Here is a 24,080-nt window from a genome sequence, read left to right on the forward strand (position 1 = left end):
CTTCGCGGATCCCTTCCAAAGGCCAGCGGCTCCAGCCATCCGTGGCTGGAGCCGACTGGCACAAGAAACAGGCGTGAGTCCTAGCGACCGTCGCGGTCTGCATCCCCGGGCAGCACATGTTCAATGCTGTGCCAGCCAGAGCGCACGGCCTGCTTGGCGTCCTGCCAGGCGAGCTTCGATTTGCCTTTTACCTTTTCCCAGCCCGATTCGAGTGAATTTTCCATGTCGCTGAATTGGCTGTTGGGATTGCTCTGGCGCTGGTCCCAGGCGTATCGGTAGGCCGGATCGTAATCTGACCACTGATAGCGAGTCTGGAAGTACGGTTCCTTGTTGAACTGGTCGTGCCAGTGGGTTGTGTACTTCTCGATTCGATTGAACTTCTCCATTAGTCGGCTCCTTGCTGGTTGCACGGTTGTTTCAACAGCAACAGCTTCGCTGCGAAACGCCGTGTGTCCTGTCGGAGGAGCGCGCATCACCATGTAGGCGAGGGGCGAATCGCGTTCTGTCGGAAACGGACTACGACTGTGAACAGTTCGCGCCGACACCCTGGCTGGCGAGACTTGAATAATCTCTGGGACGCAAGCAGCGCAAACGCGCTTAGTGGCGGGAAGGAGAAGACATGAATCGACTGACAACGACAGCAGCCATCGCGGCCCTCGGCACGCTGGCAATTGCGGGTTGCAACAGTCGCAGTCCGGCGACCAGTACCGAAGCAGCGGCTGCACAGGCAGACGCCGCTGCGGAACGCGCAGCGAACGCTGCAGGTGATGCCATGGCGGCTGCGGCTGAGCCGATTGTAGAGGCTGCGGATAGCGCCGAGGACAAGGCGGCAGACGTCGTCGACGAGATGGGGCAGGACGCCCGGGATACGGCCGAGGAAATGCGCCGCGACGAGTAACCCGCAGAATGAACGGATCTTTCAAGCAACCAAATGTGACATGGGAGACATCATGAAAAGTGAAATTCGAATGATCAGTGCGTTGGCGGCCGCGATGGCGCTTACAGTGGCCTGTTCGGACCGACAGGCTTCGCAAACCGATGCTGCAGCCGAGCGCGCAAGCAGCGCTGCGGGCGACGCCTGGGACGCAGCGGGCTCCGCATCGGATCGTGCGGCCGATGCGGCCGGCGATGCTGCTTCCGCTGCGGCTGATGCCGCCGGCGCCGCGGTGAGCGCGGCAGGTGCAAGTGTCACCAATGCGGCTACCCAGGCCGGAAACGCCGTGGCTGATGCGGCGGATAAAGTCGAGGACAAGACGGCGGACGCCTTGGACAAGGCGGGCCAGCAGGCCCAGGAGACGGCGGACGAGATGCGCCGTGACGAGTGATTCGAGCAACGCCAAAGGAGTGATCATGAGTCAACAGGATGGAAAACGCGTCCAGGGTGAAGGTAACTACCGCGCAGCTCGTCGCTTCCGCAAGGAAGCGGAAGAATTTGCGAATGATGAGCAACGAGTGAAGAAAGCGGCCCGGGACGCAGCACCTGATAGTGCAGCGCAACAGCGGGAGCTGGAAGATGCCGAACAGGCTGGGCGAGATCGTGCCCGATCCTGAGCGCGATCCGGCGGAGGTCGCGGATGACGCGAGCCTCACCGCTGGCCAACGGCGGCGCCGACTCGACCAGCTGATCCAGGATCTCGAGGATCGGCTGCGCGCGTCGGAAGAGAATATGTCAGCGGACGGTGAAGGACAGACTGCCGACAGGTTGCGCCGGGCTCACGAGGCGCGTCGACGACTCGACTAGCCACGGCGCCGAGTCATGATCCTTGCCATCAAGTTGGCGGATTTTCGCGTGACGACAGTGGCGCCATCAGATCTTCGAGAAAGAACGCCGCGAGTTCAGTGCGGCCGGACAGCCCGGCCTTGGCATAAACCGAAGTGGACTGTGTCCGTGCCGTCTTTTCCGACGTATTTCGAAGCGTGGCTATTTCCTTGAAGCCGAAACCCTTCAGGAGCAGGAACGCGATTTCCTTCTCCGCGGCCGTCAGTTGCCAGCGTCCGAGCTGCCTGTCGATGGCGATCGAAAGGCCCTCCACATGCCGTCGTGCATCATTGCGCCAACGCTCCGCCTCGGCCCGCAGGGCCGTCGATGTCGCAAGTTCGGCGACAAGTCGGCGTCGGAGTGAGAATGTATCTCGCAGCAGGTAGAAGAATCCGAGCGCAGCCAACAAGCCAGCGATTCCCTCGGCGAGCACGTGCCAGCGGGCAACGCCTTCGCCGGAATCCTGCAGGAGGTCCGTGCCGATCAGTACGGCGACGACGGCCAGTACGGCCGCAACTACCCAGCGCTCGCCCGAATTCACGCCCGACCCTTCCTAGTCATGGTCATGGTCATCGCCTTCCCGTTCGCCTAACTGCAGCGTCGTCCCGAAAATTTCCAGCGACTGCGAGGCAGGATCGTAATTGCGTGCGACATTGATTGCAAAGGCCGCCACAATTGCCATGAATACCACGCCAATCGCGGAACGCGGTGAAGCGATGGTCTCGGCCGGGCTTACATCCTGCTTATGACCATCAACCATGCTCAGGGCGAATCCATCGCGATGCCGGAGCGAGTGCAGAATCACGCCCGCGATATGCAGCACTACGATCAGCAGGAAGGCGTCGGCCAGGAATTCGTGGATCTCCTCGAAGGATTCCCGATTTGCGCCGCTCGTCATGAGATAGCCCGTTGTGCCGAGCGCGAGCGTCAGGACCATCAGGACGATTGCAACCCAGCTCGATGCCGGATTGTGACCCGCCACATGGGTCTTTCTACCCGTGACTTGCCCGACGATATAGCGGACCAGGTCGGCTGGATTCAGCCTGAACGACGTGAAGCGCGCATGCCGCGTACCCAAGAGCCCCCACGCCACTCTCGCAAGCACGATGAACGCCAGCGTGAGTCCTGCCAGCATGTGCCAGGGAAAGAACGCGGAATCCTCAGCCGTGCTGGCGATCAAATAGGCCGCCACGAACAGGCCGGCGAACAACCAGTGAAACAGCCGGACCGGCAGGTCGTAAACGAGTTGGTTTCTCATGTGGCACCCATCCAGGGTCTCGAACCTTTCTGGTTCCTGCGCAAGAATAGGTGCTGAGTGGTGCCCTCACCATTGGGCAGATGTCCTATGCGCTGGGGCCGGCACCGATCCCGGAAAAGATGCCAAGGCCGAGCAGGGCGAAGAAGCCGGCCGCAATGGTGCGCACCAGCTTGATCGGTATGCGCGTGGCCAGCCTATCGCCGATGATTACGGCCGGCACGTCCGCCGCCAGCATGCCGAGAGTTGTGCCGATGACTACCGTGATCGGTGCGCTGTAATGCGCGGCCAGGGCAACTGTCGCGATTTGCGTCTTGTCGCCCATTTCGGCCAGGAAGAAGGTGATCAGCGTGGCGCCGAACACGCCGAGTCGTCGCGCGACCTTCGCCTCGTCCTCCTCGATCTTGTCGGGAATCAACGTCCAGGTCGCCATGCCAATGAATGACGCACCCAGTACCCAGCGCAAAACCGGGGGAGACAGCTGCGCGGTGATCCAGGCACCTGCCAGCCCCGCCAGTCCGTGATTCACGACCGTCGCGCAGAGGATGCCGAGGACGATAGGCGCGGGCTTCTTGAAGCGTGCAGCCAGAATGAATGCGAGCAGTTGTGTTTTGTCGCCGAATTCGGCCAGTGCGACGATGCCTGCTGAAATCAGAATTGATTCCATGATGTTGTCCCGGTCAAGGATAAACTATCCGGATTACGCAGGCATCGCGCAGAAACGACCCGAGTGGAAAACGCTACAAAGCAAGGTATTTCCGTCGAGAAACGCAGCGATCTGATCGACCGCCGCGTCTCGGTCGCACCCATGATGGACTGGACCGACCGTCACTGCCGCTACTTCCTGCGTGGCTTTTCGCGGCACACACTCTTATATACAGAGATGATCACGGCTGCGGCCCTGGTGCGGGGTGGGCGGCGCGATCTGCTTGAGCATCATCCCGAGGAGCAACCGCTCGCCCTGCAGTTGGGCGGCAACGACCCGGCCATGCTGGCGCAGGCCGCACGCATGGGGGCGGAGGCCGGCTTTGTCGAAATCAACCTCAATTGCGGTTGCCCGAGCGACCGGGTCGCCAGCGGATCCTTTGGCGCGTGTCTCATGCAGACTCCGGGACGCGTTGCGGATTGTGTCGCGGCGATGAAGGCGGTGACCGATCTGCCGGTCACGGTCAAGGCGCGTATCGGTGTGGTGGAAGGGCGGGGCGCCGCAGCGAACGATGAGTTGCGCGAGTTCACTGCGCGCGATGAGCAGGGGCTGCTTGCATTCGTATCCAACTTATTCGATGCCGGTTGCGATGCGCTGATCATCCACGCGCGCAAGGCAGTGCTCGGCGGCCTCTCGCCCAAGGACAACCGCGAGATCCCGCCGTTGCGCTATGACGTCGCGGCCGCGATGAAGCGCGCCTTTCCAAACCTGCCCATTGTGCTGAACGGAGGATTGCGCACCGCCGCGCAGGTACTCGAGCAATTGCAGGTCTTTGACGGCGTCATGCTGGGTCGTGAGGCCTATCACCGCCCAATGCTGCTCGCGGAGCTGGATCGGTTGCTATGCCGCGGCACGCCGGCGCCGAATACGGAATTCGAATTCGTCATCCGCCGCATGGCGGGCTATGCGACCGAACGACTGCGATGCGGCGACTCCCTGCCGGCAATCACCCGGCATATGCTGGGTCTTTGCGCGGGTCGTCCCGGTGCGCGGGAGTATCGTCGCCGGTTGTCGGAAGGAGCGCGACGCGCTGGTGCGGACGAGTCTGTACTGCTCGCGCTCTTGTCGATTCCGCTTCGCGCTTGAAAATCAATCTGCGGCGCCTCTGGTGCCCGAGCACGCGCGCCCAACCCGCGTAGCCTGGAAGTATTCGCAGGCTGACACGTGCGATCACCAGCAGTGGAACGGCGAGAACCGCACCACCGAGACCCCATGCGCCACCAAACAGGACGATTGCGAGCATCACGAATAGCGGATTCAGCGTAAGTCTGCGACCGAGTACGGCGGGTGTAATGAACTGACTCTCGAGCAGATGCAACAGGAAGAATCCTGCAGGGAGCAATAGAGCTGCCGGCTCTGCACCAAAGGTCAGCATGCCGACCAATATGCAAGTGGTTCTGCGGCGTTGGTCAGGGCGAGGGCCGCACCGCCGACGACACCGGTCAGTACCAGTCCGGCGGCAAGCGTCGTCGGCACTCTGGCGCGCTTGAGTACGACGACGATCGGCCACAACACCATGGCGAGCAGCAACGCGAACAACATGGGTAGCAGAACTGGTCGCGCAAGCACGGCCGCGACGACAATGCTGACTGCGGCGAGGATGTTCAGTGCTCGGGAAGGACCATGTGCCAGGTACCGACCCATTGACGACGCCATGCAACTCCCCCTTTGAGCGAAGTATGCGCCGCGCCCGCAGGCGTGAGGATTGAGCGATTTCCCGGGCGTCTGTAGGCGTTAGCTCACATACCAAGGGGCCAGGTCAACTGGCCCCTCGCTATCAAGGCACGCCAAGGTTGTCAGTTGTCCAGTTTCTGCACCGCATCGCTGCGGTTTCGTTCGGCGTCCAGGGTCATCTGCGCCTTGCCCTTTGCAGCTTCGTATTGAGCCTCCGCCTGATCCTTGCAGGTGGCTTGCGCCGATCCAGCCAGCGCCTCGCACTTTTCCTTTGCAATATCCATATCGCCCTTGGCCTTGGCGATCGCGACGTTGTAGGCCTCCTCCGCGCGGTCCTCGATGGCGTCACCACGATCGTCGGGGTCGGCCGATGCCGCATCGTCCATGCTGTCCGCGTAGACTTCCTGCTGGTCCTTGCGCGCGTCCGCCACGTCTTCATTGCGATCCTGCGTAGCGTCCGCGACGTCTTCGGCAACTTCCTGGGTGCTCTCACGTTGATTGCAGGCCGTTGCGGAAAGTGCAGCCAGCAGCGCCACTGCCAATAAATGTGTTCTCGCGGGGATTGTCATGCCAGATGCTCCTGATTGTGTAGGTTCCGCGTCATGTTGCCGCCAATGCCGTTCATCAAGCATGACGGCAATGGGATCATCAAGGCATAGGAGTTGTCTTACGGCTGCTCGAACTGCGAAGCTGCGTAGCCCCAATTCAAGTGCGACCCGACGATCTTCTTGAGGTAGCGCGCGCGTTCATTCTGGTGATCGAGATAGTAGGCGTGTTCCCACAAATCGACGACCAGCAGACAACGATGTCCATCCGTAACAGGTGTGCCCGCGTTGCCTGTGGTCTGCACCTCGAGCGCACCCTGTGCCGTACGGACCAGCCACAGCCAGCCACTCGCAAAATGCGTACCGCCACTGTCGGTCAGCAATGTCCGTAGGGTCGCCAAAGAGCCGAAGTCCTTGATGATCGCGTCTCGGAGCTCGCCAACCGGTTTGAGTTGCCGGGGGGTAAGCGATCGCCAATAGGTGTCGTGATTACATGCCTGGGCGGCGTTGTGATACAAGTCCGTCAGGCCGCGTCGATAGGCTTCGATGACGATCCCATTGGGTGTCTTGCCTCCAAGCGCATGACTTAGCGCCATTTTGTTTGCTTTGCGCACGTAGCCTGCGTGGTGCTTTCTAAGATGCAATCGCACTGTGCGGGCGCTGATCACCGGCTCGAGCGCTGCGACGTCCCAGTCAAGGACGGTCAGGGCGAATGGTCCGCGCGTTGTTGAATTGCTACTCATGGAATTCGCCTCGCGTTGTGGTCACTTGTTCAGGCTGCGCAGGTTTTCCATCATGCTGGCGATCTCCTCGGCATGGTGTTCCTCCGCAGCGAGTATCTGTTCGATCATTCGCCTGGTCGTGGAGTCCTTGTCCTGTAGATAGCGCGCCATCTCCGTATAGGACTCGATGGCTACTCGCTCCGCGACGAGATCCTCCTTCAGCATGGAGACGAGTCTCGTGCTCGTGCCATACTCGGCGTGGCTGCGTGCGGCAAGCCCATCTGGATTGAAATTCGGATCGCCGCCGAGTTGCACGATGCGCTCCGCGATCAGATCGGCGTGCGCTTGTTCTTCCTGCGCATGAACGAGGAACTCCTTCTTGATCGCTTCGGCCAGGATGCCCTCTGCGACAAAATAATGGCGACGATAGCGCAGTGTGCATACGAGCTCCGTAGCCAGTGCTTCGTTCAGGATATCGACAACAAGTTTGCGGTCGGCTCCGTAACTTGGCGTGACAGCGCCGTCCTCGATTCGTTTCCTGGCACGTGCGCGCAATGTCTTGATGTCACTGAGAAAGTCCCGTTCAATTGTCTTGCCCATGATTACTCTCCAGATTCCGGTTGCGCAGAATCGCCATGCGCGACCGCGCGATTGATGATCGAGACCGACGCGCTGACCAAGAGCAGTCGCCGCGCGAGTCGTCCTTTGCCAAACAGGGCAATGGTTCCTGCAACTCGCGCGGCCCGTACGACGCGCGGATCCGTCAGCCAGCGTAGCGTGCGGCTACGGGGGAAAGTGGATTCTGGTTGCGGCGAGTCTTGCGCTGCCTCGACTCGCAACCTCAGGCGCGATCGCTGCAGCCGTGCGGCAAGGGCGCGGGCAGGTTCGCTATCCGTTGTTTCAGGCATGGACAGGGTCCGTCTCGTCCTTGGCCGAGCTGTCAGGTTCAGGGCGGCTGGCCGCATCCCGTACCCAAAGGAGATCGCTCTGCAATTCGCCGCGCGTCAGGGGAAAAGCCTCCTGCAGATCAAGTAAAGCGCGATTTGACCGATGGAGTGCCGCTGCGCTGAGGGCGGTCAGGCTGCCAATTGACGTGATGCAGACAGCGAGTCGATGAGGCGTATCCCAGTACCAGGCAACAAGGATCGCGAATGCACCGCCAATCGTGACGACTGCGAGCAGGCACGAGGCCAGTGCGCCGACCAGCATGGTGAGCAATTGCCTGGGCAGACGCGCAGCTTCGCTGCGGATCAGGCTGCCATAGAGCGCAATGTGCTCCGCTATTCCTGGACTCAGGCGCCAGAGCGAAGCAATGCCACTCAACCATTTGATCCGCACGAGCTCGAGCAATCTGCTGTCAGCGTCTGCGCAAGAGCCACCCTGCCACCAACGCGGTGCCGGCCGCGATGGCAACGGCATTCCAGGGTCGCTCGCGGACATAGTGGTCAGTCGCGCGTGCCGCTTCCCGGCCTCGATGGCGCATGGCCTGTGCCGCTTCATCGACTCGGTCGCGCGCCGCCGCCATTTGCTCCCGGGCGCGGGCTTTGAGCCGACTCACCTCGTCGTCACTGAGGTGAGCCGCCCGCTTGATAAGATCCTCCACATCCGCGGCAAGCGCGGAAAGCTCCTCTCGAAGCGATTCGTTTTGGGTGCCGTTGAATGCGGTGGTCTGCGAGCCGCCTACGCTCTCATTTGCTGTGCTTCGCCCCATGCGTCAAACCCTCCGAAGCAGACTTGCAATCAAGGTAATGGCAGCGACCGCCAGAAAGACGAAAAACAGCACTTTGGCGATGCCGGCAGCACCCGCTGCAATGCCCGTGAATCCGAAAACCGCCGCGATGATGGCGATGACAAAAAAGACCGCCGCGTAGTTAAGCATGACCTATCCCCTTGTTGTATGGTGTCCAGCCGTTTCGACTACCATGACAGCCTGACAGATCGTAAGTGGCGAAACGGTCGGCTGAACTGGCATCGTCGTGTAGGAGGTCGCTGACACTGCTGGAAAAATCAAGGGGAACCGCTATGATCAATAGCCCTGCGGTTGACTGGAACGATGGTTGATGCGGGAGAATCCGCAAGCGTTGATGGTTCGCGCGCTCGCCGTACTGGTAATTGCCGGGTTGGTTGGCGTTTTTGCGGTCAGCGAGATTCGCCGCCAGATCATCCAGCGCACCGCCGTCGATGTTCAGAATTCGCTCGACCGACTCGCAAAGCTGGCTGAATTCGAAGCCGTCGTGGGTGACGCCGAAGGCAGTCTACGCAGCTACCTGCTGACCGGTGCGCCGCGCTACAAAGACGCCTTCGAGGCCGCTGTGGCCAACGCACCGCGTGCATTGGACCAACTCGCGCAACTTTACATGAAAGAAGGTTCGCCCGGACCGTCGGCATTTCGGCAGCTCGCGGCATTTTCGGGGGTTCGGTTTGGTCAATTGTTCAGTCTTCGTGACTTGTTCGACGCCAAGGGCGGTCGGGCCGCCATCGACCTGCTCGACACCGGGCTGGATGACCGCTCGGAGCAGCGAGTCACCGCTCTGATCACCGAGCTGCGTGCAGCGGAGCGGGACAACGTCCGCCGTCGCAACACCGAGTGGACAGAAGAGCATAAGCAGAATCGCCTGTTCATGGCGTTGATTACGCTTGCGGTCATCGTGCTTGTGGTTGTTACCGCGAGCCTTGCGCTCAATGAACTGCGGAATCGACGCGATCGCGCCCGTGAGCTCGAATCCATAGTTGCCGCACGCACCTCGGAACTGGCTTCCCTGACGAGCCACCTGCAAAGCTCCGTCGAGGAAGAGAAGGCGAATCTCGCGCGCGAGTTGCACGACGAGCTCGGCGGTCTTCTTGTCTCGGCAAAGATGGATTTGAACCAACTGAAGTCGGTGCTGCCGGCAAATGATGAACAATCGGCCGCCCGCGTGGCCCGCATGGACAAGGCGCTTGCCGATGGCGTGCGGTTCAAGCGCCGTATCGTCGAAGAATTGCGACCCACCTTGCTCGATAACCTCGGCCTGATCCCTGCGCTCAGGTGGCAGGTCGAGCAGGCCTGTGCTGCAGCCGGCCTCAATCACGAGCTGAACTTGCCCGAGGAAGAGCCGGCCATCTTGCCGCAAACGCGTATCGGGCTTTTTCGGATAGTCCAGGAAGCGCTCAATAACATCATGAAGCACGCGAGTGCATCGACGGTATGGCTCGATGTAGCGCTGGAGGAGACACATTTGCGCCTGTCAATCGCCGACGATGGCGTTGGACTCAAAGACGAGGTCATGCGGGGCAAGGGTGGCCATGGCCTGACAGGCATGCGCCATCGTGTCCGGGGCATGGGCGGGCGGTTGATGCTCGGCCAACGCGCCGGTGGCGGCACGCTGATAGAAGTGATCGTGAGCCTCGAGGCCCGCGAACCCGATGGACAGATCGAGCGTGGTGCCTAGCTATCGAGGCGCTTGGCGGTGACTTCGCCAATTAACCCGGGCAGTTGGTCGAATTCAGTCGATTTTTCGAGAAAATAACTGGCGCCGAGTGCGAGTGCTGCACGACGGTATTCATCGAGCGCGTAGGTGGTGAGTACGATGATCGACGGGTGAAACCGGATATCGCGCAGCGCCCGCATGACGCCAAATCCCGTCCCTTGTGCGAGATGCAGATCAAGAATAATCAGATCCGGGCGCAGTCTTGCTGCAGTTTGAACGGCGTCGCGTTCACTCTCCACGGTGCACAGTAGTTCAACGCGCGGGATGCCCAGCAGCAATTCTCTCAGCCGATCCGCCAGCACCTGCGAATCCTCGACCAGCAATACTCGCAGTGGTGCATGCCCCGCCGATCCGCCGGCGCGCTGGTTGTCAAATGAGGATTGCAGAAGCATCTTTCGTGGTTGTCGTGAGTCAGCCCTGGATAAGGCCGTTGCGCAGTGCGTAGGTAGTGATGTCGGCGTTGTTGGCGAAGGCCATTTTCTCGAGAATGCGGCTGCGATAGGTGCTTACAGTCTTGACTGACAGGTGCAATTCGTCAGCTATTGCCGATACCGCCTGGCCTGCTGCTAGCTTGCAGAAAATCTGGAACTCACGCTCCGACAGTCGGCTGTGCATGGGCTGGTCCTGATCGGAATCGAGTTCGTCGACCAGGATCTCGGCAAGGGCGGGAGACACGTAGCGCCTGCCTCCCAGGACCGCGCGTATCGCGGTAATGAGCTCTTCGGAGGCCATTTCCTTGTTGACGTAGGCGCTCGCGCCGAGTCGCAGAACCTGCAGCGCATACTGGCGCTCGCCAAAGCCACTCAAAACCAGGACTCGCGTTCCAGGAGATCCCGCCAGCAGGTGTTTGAGAATGTCGAGCCCGCTGCGCTCGGGCATGTTGATATCGAGGATGACGAGATCCCAGGCCTTTTCTCGTGCCCTGGCAAGCGCATCGTCACCCGATGAGGCCTCGCCGATCTCGCCGATGTTCTGCTCGCTTTCGAGGAGTTGCCGCAGGCCCGCCCGGACCAGCTGATGATCATCCACAATGAGTACGCGTGCCATATATTCCCCCGAGAGCGTCCTGGCTATTTTGACGGCCGCGCGCAGTGACTGCAAAACAAATGACCCAACGAGCGAGTCGGCGCTGCGAGCTTTGTTCGGTAAGAATCGTCCTACAACGCACGGCGCGACGAGGCGGGCGCCTACAGATAGTCATGCCACGGACAAATAGGATGGTTACCGAGTGAGCAACACTGCGGAGGACCCAATATGCTGAGCACCATCATCGCAGGCCTGATCTTCATCGCCGACATCTGGGCCATCGTTCAAGTCCTGAGTAGTGGCAGTTCCACGGCGACCAAGCTGCTGTGGGTGCTGGTCATTCTGTTCCTGCCCGTGCTTGGATTGATCCTATGGCTACTCGCCGGGCCGCGCGCGCCGGCTCGGGTGGTCTAGAGTTGCGACCGCAGCAGCGACGCGGCGCGTTCAAGCGAACGTCGCCAGAGCGGTCTTCGGCGCCATCGCTCGTAGTTGTAGGCGCGACACTCGCACAGGTCGTTCTCGATGAGCGCGAGTTGGACGCGTGCGAATTCACCGTCCCAGACATTGAGGTTGGCCTCGTCATTGACGCGGAAGGATCGGGTATCGAAATTTGCAGAGCCGATTGACGTCCAGACCTGATCAATTACCATGACCTTGCAGTGCATCATCGTGCGTTGGTATTCGTAGATCTCTACACCTGCAGCCAAAAGCTTCCCCCACTGGGCCTGTGAGGCGTGTCGAACGATGTGTGCATCGGTTTTCCCGCCCGGCACCATGATGCGAACAGCCACGCCCCGCCGGGAGGCGGCGATGAGCGCGCTCGTGGTCAGTGCGTCCGGAACGAAGTAGGCGTTCTGGATCCAGATTTCACGCGATGCCGCGCCGAGTGCAATCGCAACCATGAGCTGCATGCTCTCGGCACCCTGTTGTGGTGAACTCGCGAACATTTGCGCGCGCGAGTGGCCCGCGGGTTCCAGGTCGGGGAAATAACGGTCTCCATGCAGCACGCGCCCTGTAGTTTTCATCCAGTTGTCGAGAAACGCAGCCTGCATCTGCGCCACGACCGGACCTTCCACGCGGTAATGGGTGTCGCGCCAGTGGTCCTCGTCCTCGGCATTGCCGGTCCAGATTTCAGCAATTCCAACGCCACCAGTGAAACCAATCCAGCCGTCAATGATCATCAGCTTGCGGTGCGTACGGTTGTTCATGCGGTGGAGGTGATACCAGCTGAGCGGGTGGTAGATCTCGACTTCGACACCTGCATCCTTGAGTGCGGGAATGATGCCATCGCCCAGATTCTGGGAGCCAACCCAATCGATATGGACGTGTACTCGAACACCGCGGCGTGAAGCGGCGCACAGCGCGTCCTGGAATTTGTTGGCGATCGGGTCGGACCAGAAGATAAACGTCTCGAAGGTAATGGTGTGCTCGGCATCGCCAATGGCTTCGAGCATGGCGGGAAAGATCTCTACACCGTTGACGAGCGCTTCGATTCGATTGCCGGAAGTGATGGATGGTCCGAGCAGTACCCCGAGCGCGCGCGTGAAATCCACATCTTCGATGTCATAGAGTCGTCTTGGTCGGCGCGCGAGACGTTTCTCGGATGTAACGAAATTGATGCCGATGATCATGATCAGCGCGGTTGCCAATGCGCTGAGCACGATGATCTCAACCGTAACCATGATTCTCCCCTTGAACCGCATGTAAAGTGTCAACTGGCGGGGGACCGAGCTCAAGCATGCTCGTCCGATCGCCCGTTAGGACTTGTCCTACACGCCAAGTGCCGAGGCGCCTAGTGTCGGCTGTTCGCGGCTGGACGAGACTGCCAATCAGAGCAGCGGAATCGTCCGCGACTGAACTGAGTGACAGGAAGGCAAGCAATGAAAACGATACTCGCAACCATCGCACTGGCATTGTTTCTGGGTGTGACGGTAGCAGGCTGCAACGTCGTGCGCGGTCAGGAGACTGCGGGAGAATACGTAGACGATGTCACCATCACGACCAAGGTGAAAGCCGAGCTCCTGGACTCGAACAAGGTCGAGGGTCTTGACGTCAATGTCGATGTTAACAAGGGCCGTGTGACACTGTCTGGTTGGGCCGATACAACCGACGAGCGCTCCAAGGCGGCGCAGCTCGCAGCAAGTGTCGAGGGCGTCACGGCGGTCGACAACCAGATCAAGATCAAGCAGTAACAGGCTCCCCCCCAAGGAGAGTGAGGTACGACACTTCCTCACACCGATTGGCATCGCATCGGAAGGTGCGATGCCTTTTTTTTCAAGAGTGCGAGGCACGGAAACATGAATTTCATCATTTACATCATTGTGGGCGGCATAGCCGGGTGGTTGGCAAGTCTGATCATGCGAACGGACGGTCAGCAGGGCATCTTGCTCAATATCGTTGTGGGTGTCGTGGGTGGCGTGATCGGTGGTTTTGTTCTGCCACTGGTCGGCGTTGTTCTCGCCGGGTGGGGCGGTTTCCTGTTGACGGCGCTGATTGGCGCCGTAATCCTGCTCGCAATCGTCAACCTGGTGCGCAAAGGTAGCGCTCGCTAGACGGCTGCCGCGCCCCCGTTCAATGCGCGCAACGATATTACGGGCGTGCTTGTTTTTGATGGCATTCGTTTCTGCCAATACTTCGAGGGCAGCGAAACCGGGGTCGCTGAGTTGCTTGAGCGCATAAGCTAGGATACTCGCCATCTGGAGCTGACCAAGCTCGTGGCGCAGCTCGAGCTGGAGCCCCAGTCGCAATATCGACCTCGCGCGTAATATCACGCTCGCCACAGTTGCGGCTTCGGGTGCGTAACACGGATTTTCGCGGCAATCCGTGGCGTGCCCCATTTGGTCCCATCGCCGTCCCATAATTGCGCAATGGATCAGTGCGCTTCTTGCTATAGGAGAAAGTGCGCCAAGTCGCCGTGGGAGACGCGCCTTGGGCGATAATCTGCACCCCGACGCCGCAAGAGCGCGTGAGGCGAGGCAATGGTTCGAAGGACTGCAAGCCTGGGCATGACGATCATCTTCATCTCGGCGCTCTGCGCCTGCACGGGCCATACCCAGGACGTGACCCAGATCGGGGCGCTCCGTTACACCAAGTACTGGGGCGAGAATCTCTGGCGGTGGGAGGGCGGTACGACATTCATCGAGCGCGAAACGCTCTGCCAGCGCGACGGCAGTGATTGCGTCGAGGATTCCACACTGCGATTCGAACCCCAGGGAGCGGAGTTATCAATCCCGCCCTGGCTCATTGTCTTTGGCGGGGACAGGCGTCCACTGCAGCGTTTCTATGACGTGCAAACCGGCAACAAGTTGCCTTGCGAGAATTGCGCCGACATCGATTGGCAAGAGCATGTGGGACTCATGAGCTGGTCCTTGTCGGGCGATCGCGCCGTCGGGTTATTCTGGCGTGATGCCGACCGGCAAGCAGCCTTCTACTTGTTCCAGTTCTCGGCGACCAAAGTCGATGTGACGCGCATCGATCCGCAGCCGACACATCCCGACCCGAGGAACTTGCCGCGCCTTTCGCGCGATGGGTCGACGCTCGCGTGGTTCGATTGCTCTGCCAACTGCATCCTCTATTGGGAAGATCTGGCTACGCACGCGCGCCAGGCGTTCGACACGCACTGTCCGCCGCACGACTACCTTGAATTCGTCTGGGAAGGCAATACACCGAAGGCTCAGTATTACTGGGGCGCCGCCGGCAGCAATGTCATGGCTACGGTCTGTCGCGACGCCGCGGGCAATGTCGCGTTGCCAGTCGGCAAACGCCCGGAGTCTTGAGGCGATCTGACAACCGATTGGCGCGCAGGGACGGCCTCGTAGTGTTGTTATGTGAGCAGGCGGGCGCAGAAAGCAGGCCTTATGTGTGGACGATGAGGCCATGAGTGATTCAGTTTCGGCCGAGATGTTCGCGCGCGGTGCGTCCACGTATTGACATTATTTTGCGTTCCTCGCCATTGCCGGTGGGCAAATCCAGCGGCATTGCCTGCTTTATGGACTGGAGAGCCAAAGGAGAGCCTCATGCCAGTCCCTGCATTTGGGCGAGCCGCGATTGTTCGCCTGCTTATTGCACTGCAAATTACCTTGCTCGTGCCCGGTGTCGTTCAGGCGGAGCAACAGCTGTTCGTCAGCAGCAGCAATATTGGTGTCGCCGGCAATGCGCCAATCGAGCCCGTCGAGATCGTGAGGTTCGATGCGCAAACGGGGCGCCGCATTGACCGTGTTGTCGATGTTTTTGAGCAGGCCATCATGCGCTCGATCCGTGGTGTCACCGTGGGTCCGGATGGTCACATCTATGTCGCGGCGCGCCAAAGCGCCAGCGGCGATGACGACCTGGGCCAGGTCATCAAATACGACGGCCGGACATTCGCGTATCTCGGTCAGTTCGTACTGCCCGGTCGCGGTGGCCTGCGCGGTCCCGAAGGCATCGCTTTCGGACCTGACGGTCATCTCTATGTTGCGAGCCGGTTTACGGATTCGATACTGCGCTACGACGGCGCAACCGGGGCCTTCATCGACGCATTCGTGCCCACCGGCACTGCTGGTCTCGATGACCCGATCGCGATCAAGTTCGACGCGGCCGGTAACCTGTATGTTGCTGCTGACCGCAACAATGGCGTGCTGGTATTTGGCCCCCAGGGTCGATTCATCCGCGTGGCTGCTGACACGGCCGCGCAGGGCTATACCTCGGCGCGTGGCCTGGCCATTGGCCCCAATGGAGACGTGTTCGTTGCGACCATCGCTGTTGACGCACAGTCGCGCGCCGGCGTCGTCGCCAAGTTCGACGGCAATGGCAATTTCGTCGCCGAGATCGCGCGACTGACTCCGGGCAGTGCGGCGCTCGGTGAAATCGTCGGCGATATGGCGTTCGACGCCAGGGGACATCTGCTGGTTGGCGACATCATCGGCCAGCGCGTTCGCCGATTCGATGTCGGCGGCGGCGCTGAGCTCAACCCGGCGGCGGATCCCATCCTGCGGCCGAGGTTTATCGCGCTGGCGGACCTTGCACTCATGAGTGTCGACTCCGATGCGCTCACCGTGACCGGCGATGGTGATGAGAATCCAGATCGGATCTACGGCGTACCATTCACGACCGAAGTCATCGACGGCATCGCACATTTCTATCTGCCGGGTGATGTGAATTTCACCAATCCGCTGATTCGCGGTACGGGAAGCAACGGAATCGTGCTTCATGTTGGCAACAACGCCATGGTTGCCGATGGCGTGACTTTCATTGCATCCGGAAAAGCTGCGCTTCCAGGTCCCGGGGGCGGGCCGGGCGGCAGCGGTGGCAGCGCGTCATTTGGCGGCGCGGGTGGTCGGCCGCTGGCGCCGAATCCGGTGACGGTGACACGATGCAATGGGGCCGCGTTTTTTGGTGATGACAATGACGAACCCAGCGCACCCGGCTGCGGTGGTTACGGGGATTCCGACATCGGTTTCGATGGTTTCAATGGTAACGCGGGTCTCGGTGGCACGGTCGGCGAGGACGGCGGCGACTCGTCGGATGGCGGCGCCGGGTCGGACGGCGGCGTTGGCGTGGCGAACGGCGATCTTGGCGCAATGGGCGGTGCGGGTGGCGGAGGACGACTCGGCAGTGTGCGCGGAGCGGCGGGCGGCGGCGGTCGCGGCGGTTCGGGCGCGGCATTCTCGGTCATCATCAATGCGTCGGATGGTGGCGCCGGCGGAATTGGTGGCTCAGGGGGCGATGGAATCGACGGCTTGTTTGGTTTCGACGGCGCGCTCGGTGCGCAAGGCGCGCATCGCTATCAGGCCGGTGTCTTCAGCGCCGGCAATGGCGGTAGCGGCGGTGGTGGTGGCAGCGGCGGATCCGGCGGCGGCGCGGGTGGCAGTGGCGGCAACGGCGGCGGCGGCGGTGGCGGTGGTCCGACGACCGTCGCGCCTCCGTTCAATACAATCGTATTGAGCGGTGGCGATGGCGGTCGCGGAGGCGGCGGAGGTCAGGGCAGCAGCGGCACTGCGGGTGGCATCGGTGGCGTTGGCGGCGACGGTGGTGGCGGTGGCGGCTTGTTCGTTCTCGATGTCGCTGGCCGACTGATTTTCGACAGCGCATTGCTGGAGTCGCGCGGTGGCGATGGCTCGCGCGGCAGGGCCGGCCAGTTTGCTGCGATGCCAACAGCCGGTAGCGCCGGTGGCAACGGGACCGCCGGGACGGCTGGCGATGTGTTCGCAGCCAATGACGGCGGCGATGGCGGCGATGGCGGACGCGGTGGCGCCGGCGGCAAGGGCGGTAAAGGTGGCGCAGGCGGCATCGGTGGCGGTGGCGGTGGCGGTGCCGGTGGTATGTTCGCGTTGATCGCAAGCGTTCTCACCGCACCGGATGTCCTGGCGGACCTGCGTGGCGGCGAAACGTTCGGCACTCAAACCCGAGGTGCCGATGGCTATCTGCTGGTTGGCACTTATACCGATCGACCGACGTTTACGAACGCGACGGCCGAGGTGATTGCAGGCAGTGGTCGCGACAATCCGTTCATCTCGGGTAACACCAACGTCGCAAACATTCCGGGCCTGCAAGGCGGCGCGGACGCGTTTGGCATCGCCCAGCTGACTGCGGGCGACATTCCGGGCGCAAACGCCGGACCGTCGGACACCGGCGTTGCAATCGTGCGCATGGACCGTGGTCCCGCCGGTTACGACGATGATTTCCGCGATCAGGACATGATCCTGCTCGTGAATGTTTCAGGCGCAGCAATCGACAATCCACAATTCGGTGTCGGCGGCGGAGTCAGCACGCCCCTGTTGCAGGGAGGGTTTGCGACGCGCGGCGAATTTGGTGGTAACGGCCCGACAACGATCACTCAGCTGTCGCCCGGCGCTGTCTATGTGACGTTGGTGCCGGACGGCGCGGTAAGCGTGAATTTTACGGGCCGCATCAACGGCCGCAGTCATCGGGTGAGCAGCGCAACTCTCGCCAAGGGCGAGGCGGTTTACTCTTCGCCGGACAGTACCGGCGCCGGTGGTGGCGGCAGTGGCGGCGGCGGCGGTTCACTCGACGTCGCACTGCTCGCAGTCTTGCTGGCCGGGTTGCTGCAGCGACTTTGGCGCGCATATCGCGACGCCCGTTGCCGCAATGGTTGCAGCGGCACGGATCGTGAGCTAAATAACGTACTGGCGCCACTGGAGTCGCGAGTCGCTGCAGAAAGACATGACATCCGATGCCTGGCATAAACTCGAGACGGCATTTGCGCGCGCGCTGTCGCTGCAGGGCGAGCAACGTGAGATTTTCGTCGCGGAATTTGCAGCAGCTGAGCCCGCGCTCGGAGCCGAGCTGCGTCGCCTGCTGAGCGCAGACGGCGACGCAGATGCCGAGCTCGTCGATCCTATCGCTGCCACGGCTGCGTCGCTCGCGCGCGAGCGGGGCGATCCCTGGGTGGGGCGCGTCATCGGCGCGTGGACGATTACCCGCAGGCTCGCCGGCGGCGGCATGGGCGCGGTGTTTCTCGCCGAACGCTCGGATCACCAGTACGAGCAGGCCGCCGCGCTCAAAGTCATGGCGGCGCAGCTCGTGGCGCCCGAGGCGATCGGTCGTTTCAAGTCCGAGCGGCAGATTCTCGCAAATCTCAATCACCCCTTTATCGCGAAACTCATCGACGGCGGGTCGACCGATGAAGGCGTGCCGTATCTCGTCATGGAGTACATCGACGGGATGCCGATCGATCAGTACTGCGACGGGAAGCGCCTGCGCGTCGCCGAGCGGGTTGCCTTGTTTCGCAAGGTGTGCGAGGCGGTCGACTATGCGCATCGCAATCTGGTCGTGCATCGCGACCTGAAGCCGAGCAATATCCTGGTCGACGCGCAGGGCAATCCGCGTCTGCTCGATTTTGGAATCGCCAAGCTGATCGAAGCGGACTCGGCCCGCCACACGGTCGCAATGACGCGCGAAGGTACGCGCGTGATGACCCCGGAGTACGCGAGCCCGGAGCAGGTACGCGGTCAGCCGGTCTCGGTCGCGACCGATGTGTATTCGCTTGGTGTGTTGTTGTTCCGATTGCTGACGGGACAGTCGCCCTATGGCGCCAATCCGACCACACCGCTGGAAATCGCCCGCGCGATCGTCGAGCTGGATCCGCGTCGACCCAGCACGGCGGTCTCATTGACGGGTAGCGATGCACAGGTTGGCGAACATCGTCGCGTATCACTCGACGTATTGCGGCGTGCGTTGCTCGGTGATCTCGATAACATCATCCTGAAATCACTTCAAAAAGACCCCGAGCGGCGCTATCCGACCGCCGAGGCGCTCGCTGCAGACTTGCGCCGCTACCTCGCAAATGAACCTGTGCAAGCGCGCGGCGATGACTGGCTGTACAAGGGCCGCAAATTCACGATCCGTCATTGGCGTGGAGTCACGATGACGACGCTTGCATTGGTCGGAAGCGCAGCGATTGCCGGCTATTACACCAAGCGCCTGACCGACGAGCGCGATCGTGCCAACCTGGCCGCATCCCAGGCCGCACAGGTATCGGGGTTTTTGTCGCGGCTGTTCGACAGTGCGTCGGCTTTCGCTTCGAAGGGCGAGGCGATCACGGCTTTCGATTTGCTAGAGCAGGGCAGCCGCGACATCGAGCAGCTCCGCGAACAGCCGCAGCTGCAGGCGGAACTGCAACGCATCATGGGCACGAGCTACACCTCGCTTGGATTCACCACGCGTTCCACGCCGATGCTGGAGGCCGCGCTTGCCACCAAGGAAGCCGCCACGCCGCGCGATGAGCTGTCGATTGCCGAAACGCTCGAGAACCTGAGCGAGGCGTATCGACAGCAGGGTCAGCTGGAACCGGCGGAGTCATATCTGAGGCGTGCGCTGGCGGTGCGCGAAGCAGAGCTTGGCGAAAATGATGCGCTGATCGCACACACCCAGGCGCGTATTGGTGCCGTACTGCATGATCGACGGGACTATGATGGCGCACTCGCGATCGAGAAGCAGGCGCTCGAGACATTCATTGCGCTCGGCCTGGGGGAGGATCCAGCGGCCATCGACGTACGCGGAAATCTCTGCAATTCGCTCGACTCGCTCGGCCGCTACGATGAAGCCGCAGCGATGTTCGCTGAAACGATTGCGCTGTCGCGTCGCATTGAAGGGGAGATGGACCCCAACACCCTCATCCGGATGGCCAACTACGGGCTTTTGATGACGCGCCAGGGCCGGCTGGACGAAGCGCTGCAGCAATTCGATGTAGCCCTCGAGCGCGGCCGCAAGGTGTGGCCGGAAGACAACGACAATCTCGCCTTCATGGCCAGTTCACGTGCCGCGGTCTTGAAGCGCATGGGTCACATGAGCGACGCCCTGGCGGGCTACGAAGAGGCCGCCCGCATCACGCGCAAGGGGCTCGGCGAGCACAATGCCCGCTATTCGATGCGCTTGCGCGGCCTGGGAACGGTCCTGCTGGACATGGGCCGCTATCAGCAGGCCGATGCCATGCTGCAACGTGCCCTTCAGCTTGCGATCGAGCTGCAGGGCGAGGATGGTCCCCAGGCGGCGCAGCTGTGGATGTTTCTCGGCATGTCGAGTCGGGAGCAGCAGCGCCCGGCGCAGGCCGAAGCGTACTTGCGAAAGTCGTTGGCGCATGCCAACCGCATGACCAAATACAATCAGCTCAACGCAAGGAGCACACTCGCAGCGGCAATCAGCGCCCAGGGTCGCTACAGCGAGGCCGAACAGCTCGTGCAGCAACTACTCGGCGAGATGATTGCGGTCAATGGCGAGAACAGTCCTGTGAACATTCCGTTTCTTTCAATGGCGGGTGTGCATTACCGCCGCGCCGGCAATCTGCAGCGTGCGCTCGAGATGGGCGAACGAGCCTATCGACTGGCCGAGCCGGAGATGGCCAAAGCACGCTGGGTGGCGGCGCTCGCGGTGGCCGACTATGCCGATACGCTCCGGGAAGCCCGACGACCGAACGACGCCGAGCGTCTGTATCGAGAGGCGCACGTCGTATTGGTGCGCACCTTCGGGGCAAAAGACCCGCGCACGCGCCGTATCGCGGCGCAGCTCGGCGTCTAGCGCCAGCCGGCGTTTGGGTGCCGCTCGATCGACGGCAAACACGGTGCTAGCATCGGCCCGTGAGTACAAAGGGCGACATCACGCGCCTTCTCAATGACTGGGCTGGCGGCAATCAGCAGGCCGGCGATGCGCTTGCGCCGCTGGTCTACGATGAGTTGCACAGGCTCGCGAAACGGTTGTTTCGTCGCGAACGCGATGGCCACACTTTGCAACCAACGGCGCTCGTGCACGAGGTGTATGCCAAGCTGGTCGACGTCGATGTGGCCTGGCAGGATCGAGCGCATTTCTACGCGCTGGCCGCGCGAATGATGCGCCGCCTGTTGGTCAATCATGCGGCTGCACGCAGCGCCGCCAAGCGGGGTGGTGATGTCGTTCGCGTCACCTTCGACGACGCGAACGACATCGCAGTCGATAGCGATTCCCAGCTGCTTGACCTCGACGAAGCGCTGACGCAACTGGGCGACCTCGACCCGCGCAAGGCCGAGTTGATCCAGTTGCAGTATTTCGGCGGCTTGACCTTCGCCGAAATGGAGTCGGTAACCGGTTTGTCCTCGAGCACCCTCGATCGGGATCTTCGACTCGCCCGGGCCTGGTTGAAGGACCGGCTGGCGAGGTAAGGCGCTCCCGCGCCCACAGCGGGACAGTTGCCTGGCCAGAAAAGCATTTGGGCAAAGCCGGGTCCGTTTGCGGCTACTACACCTGGAGAAACCAGATATCAATTTCCAGGGTATGGACGGGAGGACGGACGATGAAGATTCTAATTGCAGCGGTAATGGCGGTTGCGCTGGTCGGCTGCGCAACGCCGTATCAGTCGAGTGGTTTTCGCGGCGGGTACAAGGAGATTCGGCTGGGCGACAATGTATTTCAGGTCTCGTTTCAGGGTAATGCCTACATCGGCGCCCAGAAGGTCAAGGACTTTACGCTGCTGCGCAGCGCCGAGTTGGCACAGGAAAACGGATTCGACTATTTCGCCATCGTCGATTCGGCAAGCTATCAGAAGACCGGCGTGATCTCGACGCCCGCCAGAACCTATAGCTCCGCGAGCGTCGTCGGCAACTCCGCCTACGGGAGCAGCACGACTTACGGTGGCACGGTATCGACCTACGCGAAGCCGTCGAGTTCGAACACTATCGTATGTTTCAAGGAGCGTCCGGAAGGCTTCAGCTATTCGGCAACCGAAGTCATACGTTCGCTGCGGGCAGCGTATCGAATGCATAGTGACCCTTGAAGATCGGCCGTACATGCCCCATCAGGTGCAGCCGAGGCAACCTGCTTCGCCGAGTGCGTGATCGTACCGCCCGCGGCGAACTCAACGATCGCAATGTCCCCGGGCGAGCGCTCGGGGACAACAAGGCTTCGACCAGACCGACGATGCGGCCAGCTAACTCGAAGGACCCGGCGCCCAGTGCCTCATGGCGGCTCGTCAATTACGAGCGTCGCGGTCGTCCGCCATGGCAGATCGCCTCGGTGTCCGCGCGACGAAACTCCGCCACCCAGTTCGTCTCCCAGCTCCGGTTATCGTAGGAAAACGCCTGCTCCCATCGTGCGTGATCGTGATCAATCTTCTCCCATAGGTATCGAACTTTCACGGGCCGGTGATCGTCTTCATCTTCCGCATAGAATTCGCCGCGGTTGCCATCAAATCCTCCGACTGCGGGAATGGGGTCGAGTTTTCCGGTCGTGCCGTTAACCCAGTAAATCGACCATTGTCTTTTTTCAACGTCAAAGGTGCGCAATGTAAGACCATTGCTCTTCTTGCTTGGCGTATATAGTTCACCAACAGTTGCGAGACCATCCAGGTAAAGTGACATGCAGAGTGTCGATGCGAACTCGACCCAGTCCGTGCTGCCGGCACCGCGAATCCTGAGTCGTCGCTGCCTTGTCAGCCAGCCGCCAACAAAGTAGTCGAAGTCATGGACGTCACCGGTGCGCGTGATGGTGTAGCCAGGAGGAGAATCGATCGACCGGCCGGAGTCGCCGGCGATTGCGCCCATGCCCGATACGCTCGCAACCATTGTGATGCAAAGACGCGTGGCGGCACCGAATGCAGACCGCGCTGGTTTCAACAGTTTCATCGGAATGCAGGCCTCGCGCAGTAGTTGAAATCGCTTCGGATTCTAGGCGGCCTGGTCGTGGCATCAAAGCAATAATAGTCGACGTTTATTTCAAGTCGACCTTGAAATTGCTCGCGGTCGCGTTCGGCGCCAGCGGTCAATGTAAACTTGATTCCGCATTGTTTTGTCCCAAGCTACCAGCTGGCAAGAACTACAGCGTCTCGGCTAGCGCGTCGGCAAACGTACCTGATCTGTAATCCAATTGACCTCCCAGGTCTTGCCGCCGTCGTCGGAAAACGCCTGTTCGAAGTGAGGGTGCTCTGTGTCAGTTTGTGTCCACTGGTAACGAATCAGAATCGTGCGCCCCTGATACGTGTCTTGTGCGAAGAATTCGCCGACTCCATCGCTGAATTGACCAACATTCGCGGGCCCGCCGATTGCACCTTGTTGCTGGTTGGCCCAGTAGAGACTCCACTGGCGGGTCGCGGGATTGTAGAGGCGCAAAGTCAGGCCGACTATGGGTCCGCTCGGGCCGCCAACATTGAATTCCTCGATCTGGGCTGCACCATCCCAGACACGACGTGTCTTGGATTTGCCATCGAACTGGACCCACTCGCTGGAGCCAGTCAAAGGGTGCATCAAGCGCCTGAGGTGAATGGTCCATTCGCCGAGCTCAAAATCAAAATCGTGGGACCCATCGCGGACATTGGGCTGCGCCTTGATGGGTAGATCCGCAGCATTCGCGTAAATCGCGTTGGTCGCGAGCAACAGCGCGACAGTCGGTAATGCGAGCGAACCAATGCTTTTCATTGTGACTCCGGCAAATTGCAGCGACAGCAAGTCTAGGTCGTACCCGCA

General features: G+C 61.1%; 30 protein-coding genes. 14 read left to right on the forward strand and 16 right to left on the reverse strand.

The features are described 5' to 3' along the window. Nucleotides 1–80: 80 nt before the first annotated feature. Complete coding sequence (locus tag R3E77_06485; protein ID MEZ5499059.1) at nucleotides 81–386, reverse strand: hypothetical protein; 306 nt, start codon at nucleotides 384–386, stop codon at nucleotides 81–83. A gap of 233 nt (nucleotides 387–619) precedes the next feature. Here R3E77_06485 and R3E77_06490 point away from each other — a divergent pair, with 233 nt between their 5' ends. The 4 genes from R3E77_06490 to R3E77_06505 are packed head-to-tail and all read left to right on the forward strand — an operon-like array spanning nucleotide 620 to nucleotide 1,741. Beyond that, nucleotides 620–898 (forward strand): hypothetical protein, encoded by a 279-nt coding sequence (locus R3E77_06490; protein MEZ5499060.1) that lies wholly within the window; start codon nucleotides 620–622, stop codon nucleotides 896–898. Nucleotides 899–950: 52 nt separating this feature from the next. After that, complete coding sequence (locus tag R3E77_06495; GenBank protein ID MEZ5499061.1) at nucleotides 951–1,325, forward strand: hypothetical protein; 375 nt, start codon at nucleotides 951–953, stop codon at nucleotides 1,323–1,325. Between the two features lie 25 nt (nucleotides 1,326–1,350). Beyond that, nucleotides 1,351–1,551: a hypothetical protein gene (locus R3E77_06500; protein MEZ5499062.1), complete on the forward strand. Its 201-nt coding sequence runs from the start codon at nucleotides 1,351–1,353 to the stop codon at nucleotides 1,549–1,551. Then, on the forward strand, nucleotides 1,514–1,741 hold the full coding sequence (locus R3E77_06505) for a hypothetical protein (GenBank protein ID MEZ5499063.1): 228 nt from the start codon (nucleotides 1,514–1,516) through the stop codon (nucleotides 1,739–1,741). The genes R3E77_06500 and R3E77_06505 overlap by 38 nt, the downstream gene beginning before the upstream one ends. Before the next feature lie 28 nt (nucleotides 1,742–1,769). Here R3E77_06505 and R3E77_06510 read toward each other — a convergent pair whose 3' ends face one another. The 3 genes from R3E77_06510 to R3E77_06520 form a co-directional block, all read right to left on the reverse strand. Beyond that, nucleotides 1,770–2,300 carry a helix-turn-helix transcriptional regulator gene (locus R3E77_06510; protein ID MEZ5499064.1) on the reverse strand — a complete coding sequence of 177 codons (531 nt, stop codon included), beginning with the start codon at nucleotides 2,298–2,300 and terminating at the stop codon, nucleotides 1,770–1,772. 12 nt (nucleotides 2,301–2,312) lie between these two features. After that, on the reverse strand, nucleotides 2,313–3,017 hold the full coding sequence (locus R3E77_06515; GenBank protein ID MEZ5499065.1) for a cytochrome b/b6 domain-containing protein: 705 nt from the start codon (nucleotides 3,015–3,017) through the stop codon (nucleotides 2,313–2,315). Between the two features lie 85 nt (nucleotides 3,018–3,102). Then, the gene (locus R3E77_06520; GenBank protein MEZ5499066.1) at nucleotides 3,103–3,681 is read right to left on the reverse strand and encodes a TMEM165/GDT1 family protein; all 579 of its coding nucleotides are present in this window, start codon (nucleotides 3,679–3,681) and stop codon (nucleotides 3,103–3,105) included. Nucleotides 3,682–3,744: 63 nt separating this feature from the next. On the opposite strand from R3E77_06520, the gene dusA reads away from it, so the two are divergent. Further along, a complete protein-coding gene (gene dusA, locus R3E77_06525; protein MEZ5499067.1) occupies nucleotides 3,745–4,806 on the forward strand; it encodes a tRNA dihydrouridine(20/20a) synthase DusA in 1,062 nt (353 codons plus the stop codon). Nucleotides 4,807–5,088: 282 nt separating this feature from the next. On the opposite strand, the gene R3E77_06530 is transcribed toward dusA, so the two are convergent. The 7 genes from R3E77_06530 to R3E77_06560 form a co-directional block, all read right to left on the reverse strand. After that, the gene (locus R3E77_06530; protein ID MEZ5499068.1) at nucleotides 5,089–5,364 is read right to left on the reverse strand and encodes a hypothetical protein; all 276 of its coding nucleotides are present in this window, start codon (nucleotides 5,362–5,364) and stop codon (nucleotides 5,089–5,091) included. 152 nt (nucleotides 5,365–5,516) lie between these two features. Next, nucleotides 5,517–5,930, reverse strand: a complete 414-nt coding sequence (locus R3E77_06535; protein MEZ5499069.1) for a hypothetical protein — start codon at nucleotides 5,928–5,930, stop codon at nucleotides 5,517–5,519. A gap of 131 nt (nucleotides 5,931–6,061) precedes the next feature. Beyond that, nucleotides 6,062–6,682 carry a superoxide dismutase gene (locus tag R3E77_06540; protein ID MEZ5499070.1) on the reverse strand — a complete coding sequence of 207 codons (621 nt, stop codon included), beginning with the start codon at nucleotides 6,680–6,682 and terminating at the stop codon, nucleotides 6,062–6,064. 21 nt (nucleotides 6,683–6,703) lie between these two features. Beyond that, nucleotides 6,704–7,261, reverse strand: a complete 558-nt coding sequence (locus R3E77_06545) for a ferritin-like domain-containing protein (protein ID MEZ5499071.1) — start codon at nucleotides 7,259–7,261, stop codon at nucleotides 6,704–6,706. A gap of 300 nt (nucleotides 7,262–7,561) precedes the next feature. Next, nucleotides 7,562–7,999: a hypothetical protein gene (locus R3E77_06550; GenBank protein ID MEZ5499072.1), complete on the reverse strand. Its 438-nt coding sequence runs from the start codon at nucleotides 7,997–7,999 to the stop codon at nucleotides 7,562–7,564. A 19-nt stretch (nucleotides 8,000–8,018) separates the two neighbouring features. Further along, on the reverse strand, nucleotides 8,019–8,372 hold the full coding sequence (locus R3E77_06555; protein ID MEZ5499073.1) for a DUF883 family protein: 354 nt from the start codon (nucleotides 8,370–8,372) through the stop codon (nucleotides 8,019–8,021). A gap of 3 nt (nucleotides 8,373–8,375) precedes the next feature. Continuing rightward, on the reverse strand, nucleotides 8,376–8,540 hold the full coding sequence (locus tag R3E77_06560) for a DUF1328 domain-containing protein (protein MEZ5499074.1): 165 nt from the start codon (nucleotides 8,538–8,540) through the stop codon (nucleotides 8,376–8,378). Between the two features lie 181 nt (nucleotides 8,541–8,721). Here R3E77_06560 and R3E77_06565 point away from each other — a divergent pair, with 181 nt between their 5' ends. Further along, a complete protein-coding gene (locus R3E77_06565; protein MEZ5499075.1) occupies nucleotides 8,722–10,089 on the forward strand; it encodes a histidine kinase in 1,368 nt (455 codons plus the stop codon). Here R3E77_06565 and R3E77_06570 read toward each other — a convergent pair. Both R3E77_06570 and R3E77_06575 read right to left on the reverse strand, forming a co-directional pair. Continuing rightward, nucleotides 10,086–10,520 (reverse strand): response regulator, encoded by a 435-nt coding sequence (locus tag R3E77_06570; GenBank protein ID MEZ5499076.1) that lies wholly within the window; start codon nucleotides 10,518–10,520, stop codon nucleotides 10,086–10,088. The two genes, R3E77_06565 and R3E77_06570, sit on opposite strands and share 4 nt — an antisense overlap. Nucleotides 10,521–10,539: 19 nt before the next feature. Continuing rightward, nucleotides 10,540–11,175 (reverse strand): response regulator transcription factor, encoded by a 636-nt coding sequence (locus R3E77_06575; GenBank protein MEZ5499077.1) that lies wholly within the window; start codon nucleotides 11,173–11,175, stop codon nucleotides 10,540–10,542. Nucleotides 11,176–11,382: 207 nt separating this feature from the next. Here R3E77_06575 and R3E77_06580 point away from each other — a divergent pair, with 207 nt between their 5' ends. After that, entirely contained in the window at nucleotides 11,383–11,568 is a 186-nt protein-coding gene (locus R3E77_06580; GenBank protein ID MEZ5499078.1) for a PLD nuclease N-terminal domain-containing protein, read from the forward strand. Here the strand turns inward: R3E77_06580 and R3E77_06585 are convergent. Next, nucleotides 11,565–12,836, reverse strand: a complete 1,272-nt coding sequence (locus R3E77_06585; GenBank protein MEZ5499079.1) for a phospholipase D-like domain-containing protein — start codon at nucleotides 12,834–12,836, stop codon at nucleotides 11,565–11,567. The two genes, R3E77_06580 and R3E77_06585, sit on opposite strands and share 4 nt — an antisense overlap. A gap of 198 nt (nucleotides 12,837–13,034) precedes the next feature. Between R3E77_06585 and R3E77_06590 the strand changes: the two genes are divergently transcribed. From R3E77_06590 to R3E77_06620, 7 genes are all read left to right on the forward strand, one after another. Beyond that, nucleotides 13,035–13,346, forward strand: a complete 312-nt coding sequence (locus tag R3E77_06590) for a BON domain-containing protein (GenBank protein MEZ5499080.1) — start codon at nucleotides 13,035–13,037, stop codon at nucleotides 13,344–13,346. Nucleotides 13,347–13,451: 105 nt separating this feature from the next. Then, on the forward strand, nucleotides 13,452–13,706 hold the full coding sequence (locus R3E77_06595) for a GlsB/YeaQ/YmgE family stress response membrane protein (GenBank protein ID MEZ5499081.1): 255 nt from the start codon (nucleotides 13,452–13,454) through the stop codon (nucleotides 13,704–13,706). 426 nt (nucleotides 13,707–14,132) lie between these two features. Further along, nucleotides 14,133–14,930, forward strand: coding sequence for a hypothetical protein (locus R3E77_06600; protein MEZ5499082.1), 798 nt, complete (start codon nucleotides 14,133–14,135; stop codon nucleotides 14,928–14,930). Nucleotides 14,931–15,170: 240 nt separating this feature from the next. Beyond that, nucleotides 15,171–18,338: an NHL repeat-containing protein gene (locus tag R3E77_06605; GenBank protein MEZ5499083.1), complete on the forward strand. Its 3,168-nt coding sequence runs from the start codon at nucleotides 15,171–15,173 to the stop codon at nucleotides 18,336–18,338. Then, on the forward strand, nucleotides 18,316–21,168 hold the full coding sequence (locus R3E77_06610) for a tetratricopeptide repeat protein (GenBank protein MEZ5499084.1): 2,853 nt from the start codon (nucleotides 18,316–18,318) through the stop codon (nucleotides 21,166–21,168). The genes R3E77_06605 and R3E77_06610 overlap by 23 nt, the downstream gene beginning before the upstream one ends. A gap of 59 nt (nucleotides 21,169–21,227) precedes the next feature. Beyond that, a complete protein-coding gene (locus R3E77_06615) occupies nucleotides 21,228–21,785 on the forward strand; it encodes a sigma-70 family RNA polymerase sigma factor (protein ID MEZ5499085.1) in 558 nt (185 codons plus the stop codon). Between the two features lie 131 nt (nucleotides 21,786–21,916). After that, nucleotides 21,917–22,396, forward strand: coding sequence for a hypothetical protein (locus tag R3E77_06620; protein MEZ5499086.1), 480 nt, complete (start codon nucleotides 21,917–21,919; stop codon nucleotides 22,394–22,396). A 199-nt stretch (nucleotides 22,397–22,595) separates the two neighbouring features. On the opposite strand, the gene R3E77_06625 is transcribed toward R3E77_06620, so the two are convergent. Further along, nucleotides 22,596–23,243: a hypothetical protein gene (locus R3E77_06625; protein ID MEZ5499087.1), complete on the reverse strand. Its 648-nt coding sequence runs from the start codon at nucleotides 23,241–23,243 to the stop codon at nucleotides 22,596–22,598. A gap of 204 nt (nucleotides 23,244–23,447) precedes the next feature. Continuing rightward, a complete protein-coding gene (locus R3E77_06630) occupies nucleotides 23,448–24,032 on the reverse strand; it encodes a hypothetical protein (protein MEZ5499088.1) in 585 nt (194 codons plus the stop codon). Between the last annotated feature and the right edge of the window lie 48 nt (nucleotides 24,033–24,080).

The organism is Steroidobacteraceae bacterium (genome assembly GCA_041395505.1).
Taxonomy (GTDB): domain Bacteria; phylum Pseudomonadota; class Gammaproteobacteria; order Steroidobacterales; family Steroidobacteraceae; genus JAWLAG01.

What these genes read in the sequence shown, in the direction of transcription:
- R3E77_06595 (MEZ5499081.1), top strand. Translation starts at nt 13,452, where the DNA reads ATGAATTTCATCATTTACATCATTGTGGGCGGCATAGCCGGGTGGTTG.
- R3E77_06570 (MEZ5499076.1), bottom strand. Translation starts at nt 10,520, where the DNA reads ATGCTTCTGCAATCCTCATTTGACAACCAGCGCGCCGGCGGATCGGCG.
- R3E77_06600 (MEZ5499082.1), top strand. Translation starts at nt 14,133, where the DNA reads ATGGTTCGAAGGACTGCAAGCCTGGGCATGACGATCATCTTCATCTCG.
- R3E77_06620 (MEZ5499086.1), top strand. Translation starts at nt 21,917, where the DNA reads ATGAAGATTCTAATTGCAGCGGTAATGGCGGTTGCGCTGGTCGGCTGC.
- R3E77_06605 (MEZ5499083.1), top strand. Translation starts at nt 15,171, where the DNA reads ATGCCAGTCCCTGCATTTGGGCGAGCCGCGATTGTTCGCCTGCTTATT.
- R3E77_06585 (MEZ5499079.1), bottom strand. Translation starts at nt 12,836, where the DNA reads ATGGTTACGGTTGAGATCATCGTGCTCAGCGCATTGGCAACCGCGCTG.
- R3E77_06575 (MEZ5499077.1), bottom strand. Translation starts at nt 11,175, where the DNA reads ATGGCACGCGTACTCATTGTGGATGATCATCAGCTGGTCCGGGCGGGC.
- R3E77_06515 (MEZ5499065.1), bottom strand. Translation starts at nt 3,017, where the DNA reads ATGAGAAACCAACTCGTTTACGACCTGCCGGTCCGGCTGTTTCACTGG.
- R3E77_06580 (MEZ5499078.1), top strand. Translation starts at nt 11,383, where the DNA reads ATGCTGAGCACCATCATCGCAGGCCTGATCTTCATCGCCGACATCTGG.
- R3E77_06555 (MEZ5499073.1), bottom strand. Translation starts at nt 8,372, where the DNA reads ATGGGGCGAAGCACAGCAAATGAGAGCGTAGGCGGCTCGCAGACCACC.
- R3E77_06545 (MEZ5499071.1), bottom strand. Translation starts at nt 7,261, where the DNA reads ATGGGCAAGACAATTGAACGGGACTTTCTCAGTGACATCAAGACATTG.
- R3E77_06500 (MEZ5499062.1), top strand. Translation starts at nt 1,351, where the DNA reads ATGAGTCAACAGGATGGAAAACGCGTCCAGGGTGAAGGTAACTACCGC.
- R3E77_06625 (MEZ5499087.1), bottom strand. Translation starts at nt 23,243, where the DNA reads ATGAAACTGTTGAAACCAGCGCGGTCTGCATTCGGTGCCGCCACGCGT.
- R3E77_06630 (MEZ5499088.1), bottom strand. Translation starts at nt 24,032, where the DNA reads ATGAAAAGCATTGGTTCGCTCGCATTACCGACTGTCGCGCTGTTGCTC.
- R3E77_06485 (MEZ5499059.1), bottom strand. Translation starts at nt 386, where the DNA reads ATGGAGAAGTTCAATCGAATCGAGAAGTACACAACCCACTGGCACGAC.
- R3E77_06590 (MEZ5499080.1), top strand. Translation starts at nt 13,035, where the DNA reads ATGAAAACGATACTCGCAACCATCGCACTGGCATTGTTTCTGGGTGTG.
- R3E77_06490 (MEZ5499060.1), top strand. Translation starts at nt 620, where the DNA reads ATGAATCGACTGACAACGACAGCAGCCATCGCGGCCCTCGGCACGCTG.
- R3E77_06560 (MEZ5499074.1), bottom strand. Translation starts at nt 8,540, where the DNA reads ATGCTTAACTACGCGGCGGTCTTTTTTGTCATCGCCATCATCGCGGCG.
- R3E77_06540 (MEZ5499070.1), bottom strand. Translation starts at nt 6,682, where the DNA reads ATGAGTAGCAATTCAACAACGCGCGGACCATTCGCCCTGACCGTCCTT.
- R3E77_06530 (MEZ5499068.1), bottom strand. Translation starts at nt 5,364, where the DNA reads ATGGGTCGGTACCTGGCACATGGTCCTTCCCGAGCACTGAACATCCTC.
- R3E77_06565 (MEZ5499075.1), top strand. Translation starts at nt 8,722, where the DNA reads ATGCGGGAGAATCCGCAAGCGTTGATGGTTCGCGCGCTCGCCGTACTG.
- R3E77_06495 (MEZ5499061.1), top strand. Translation starts at nt 951, where the DNA reads ATGAAAAGTGAAATTCGAATGATCAGTGCGTTGGCGGCCGCGATGGCG.
- R3E77_06610 (MEZ5499084.1), top strand. Translation starts at nt 18,316, where the DNA reads ATGACATCCGATGCCTGGCATAAACTCGAGACGGCATTTGCGCGCGCG.
- R3E77_06520 (MEZ5499066.1), bottom strand. Translation starts at nt 3,681, where the DNA reads ATGGAATCAATTCTGATTTCAGCAGGCATCGTCGCACTGGCCGAATTC.
- R3E77_06505 (MEZ5499063.1), top strand. Translation starts at nt 1,514, where the DNA reads ATGCCGAACAGGCTGGGCGAGATCGTGCCCGATCCTGAGCGCGATCCG.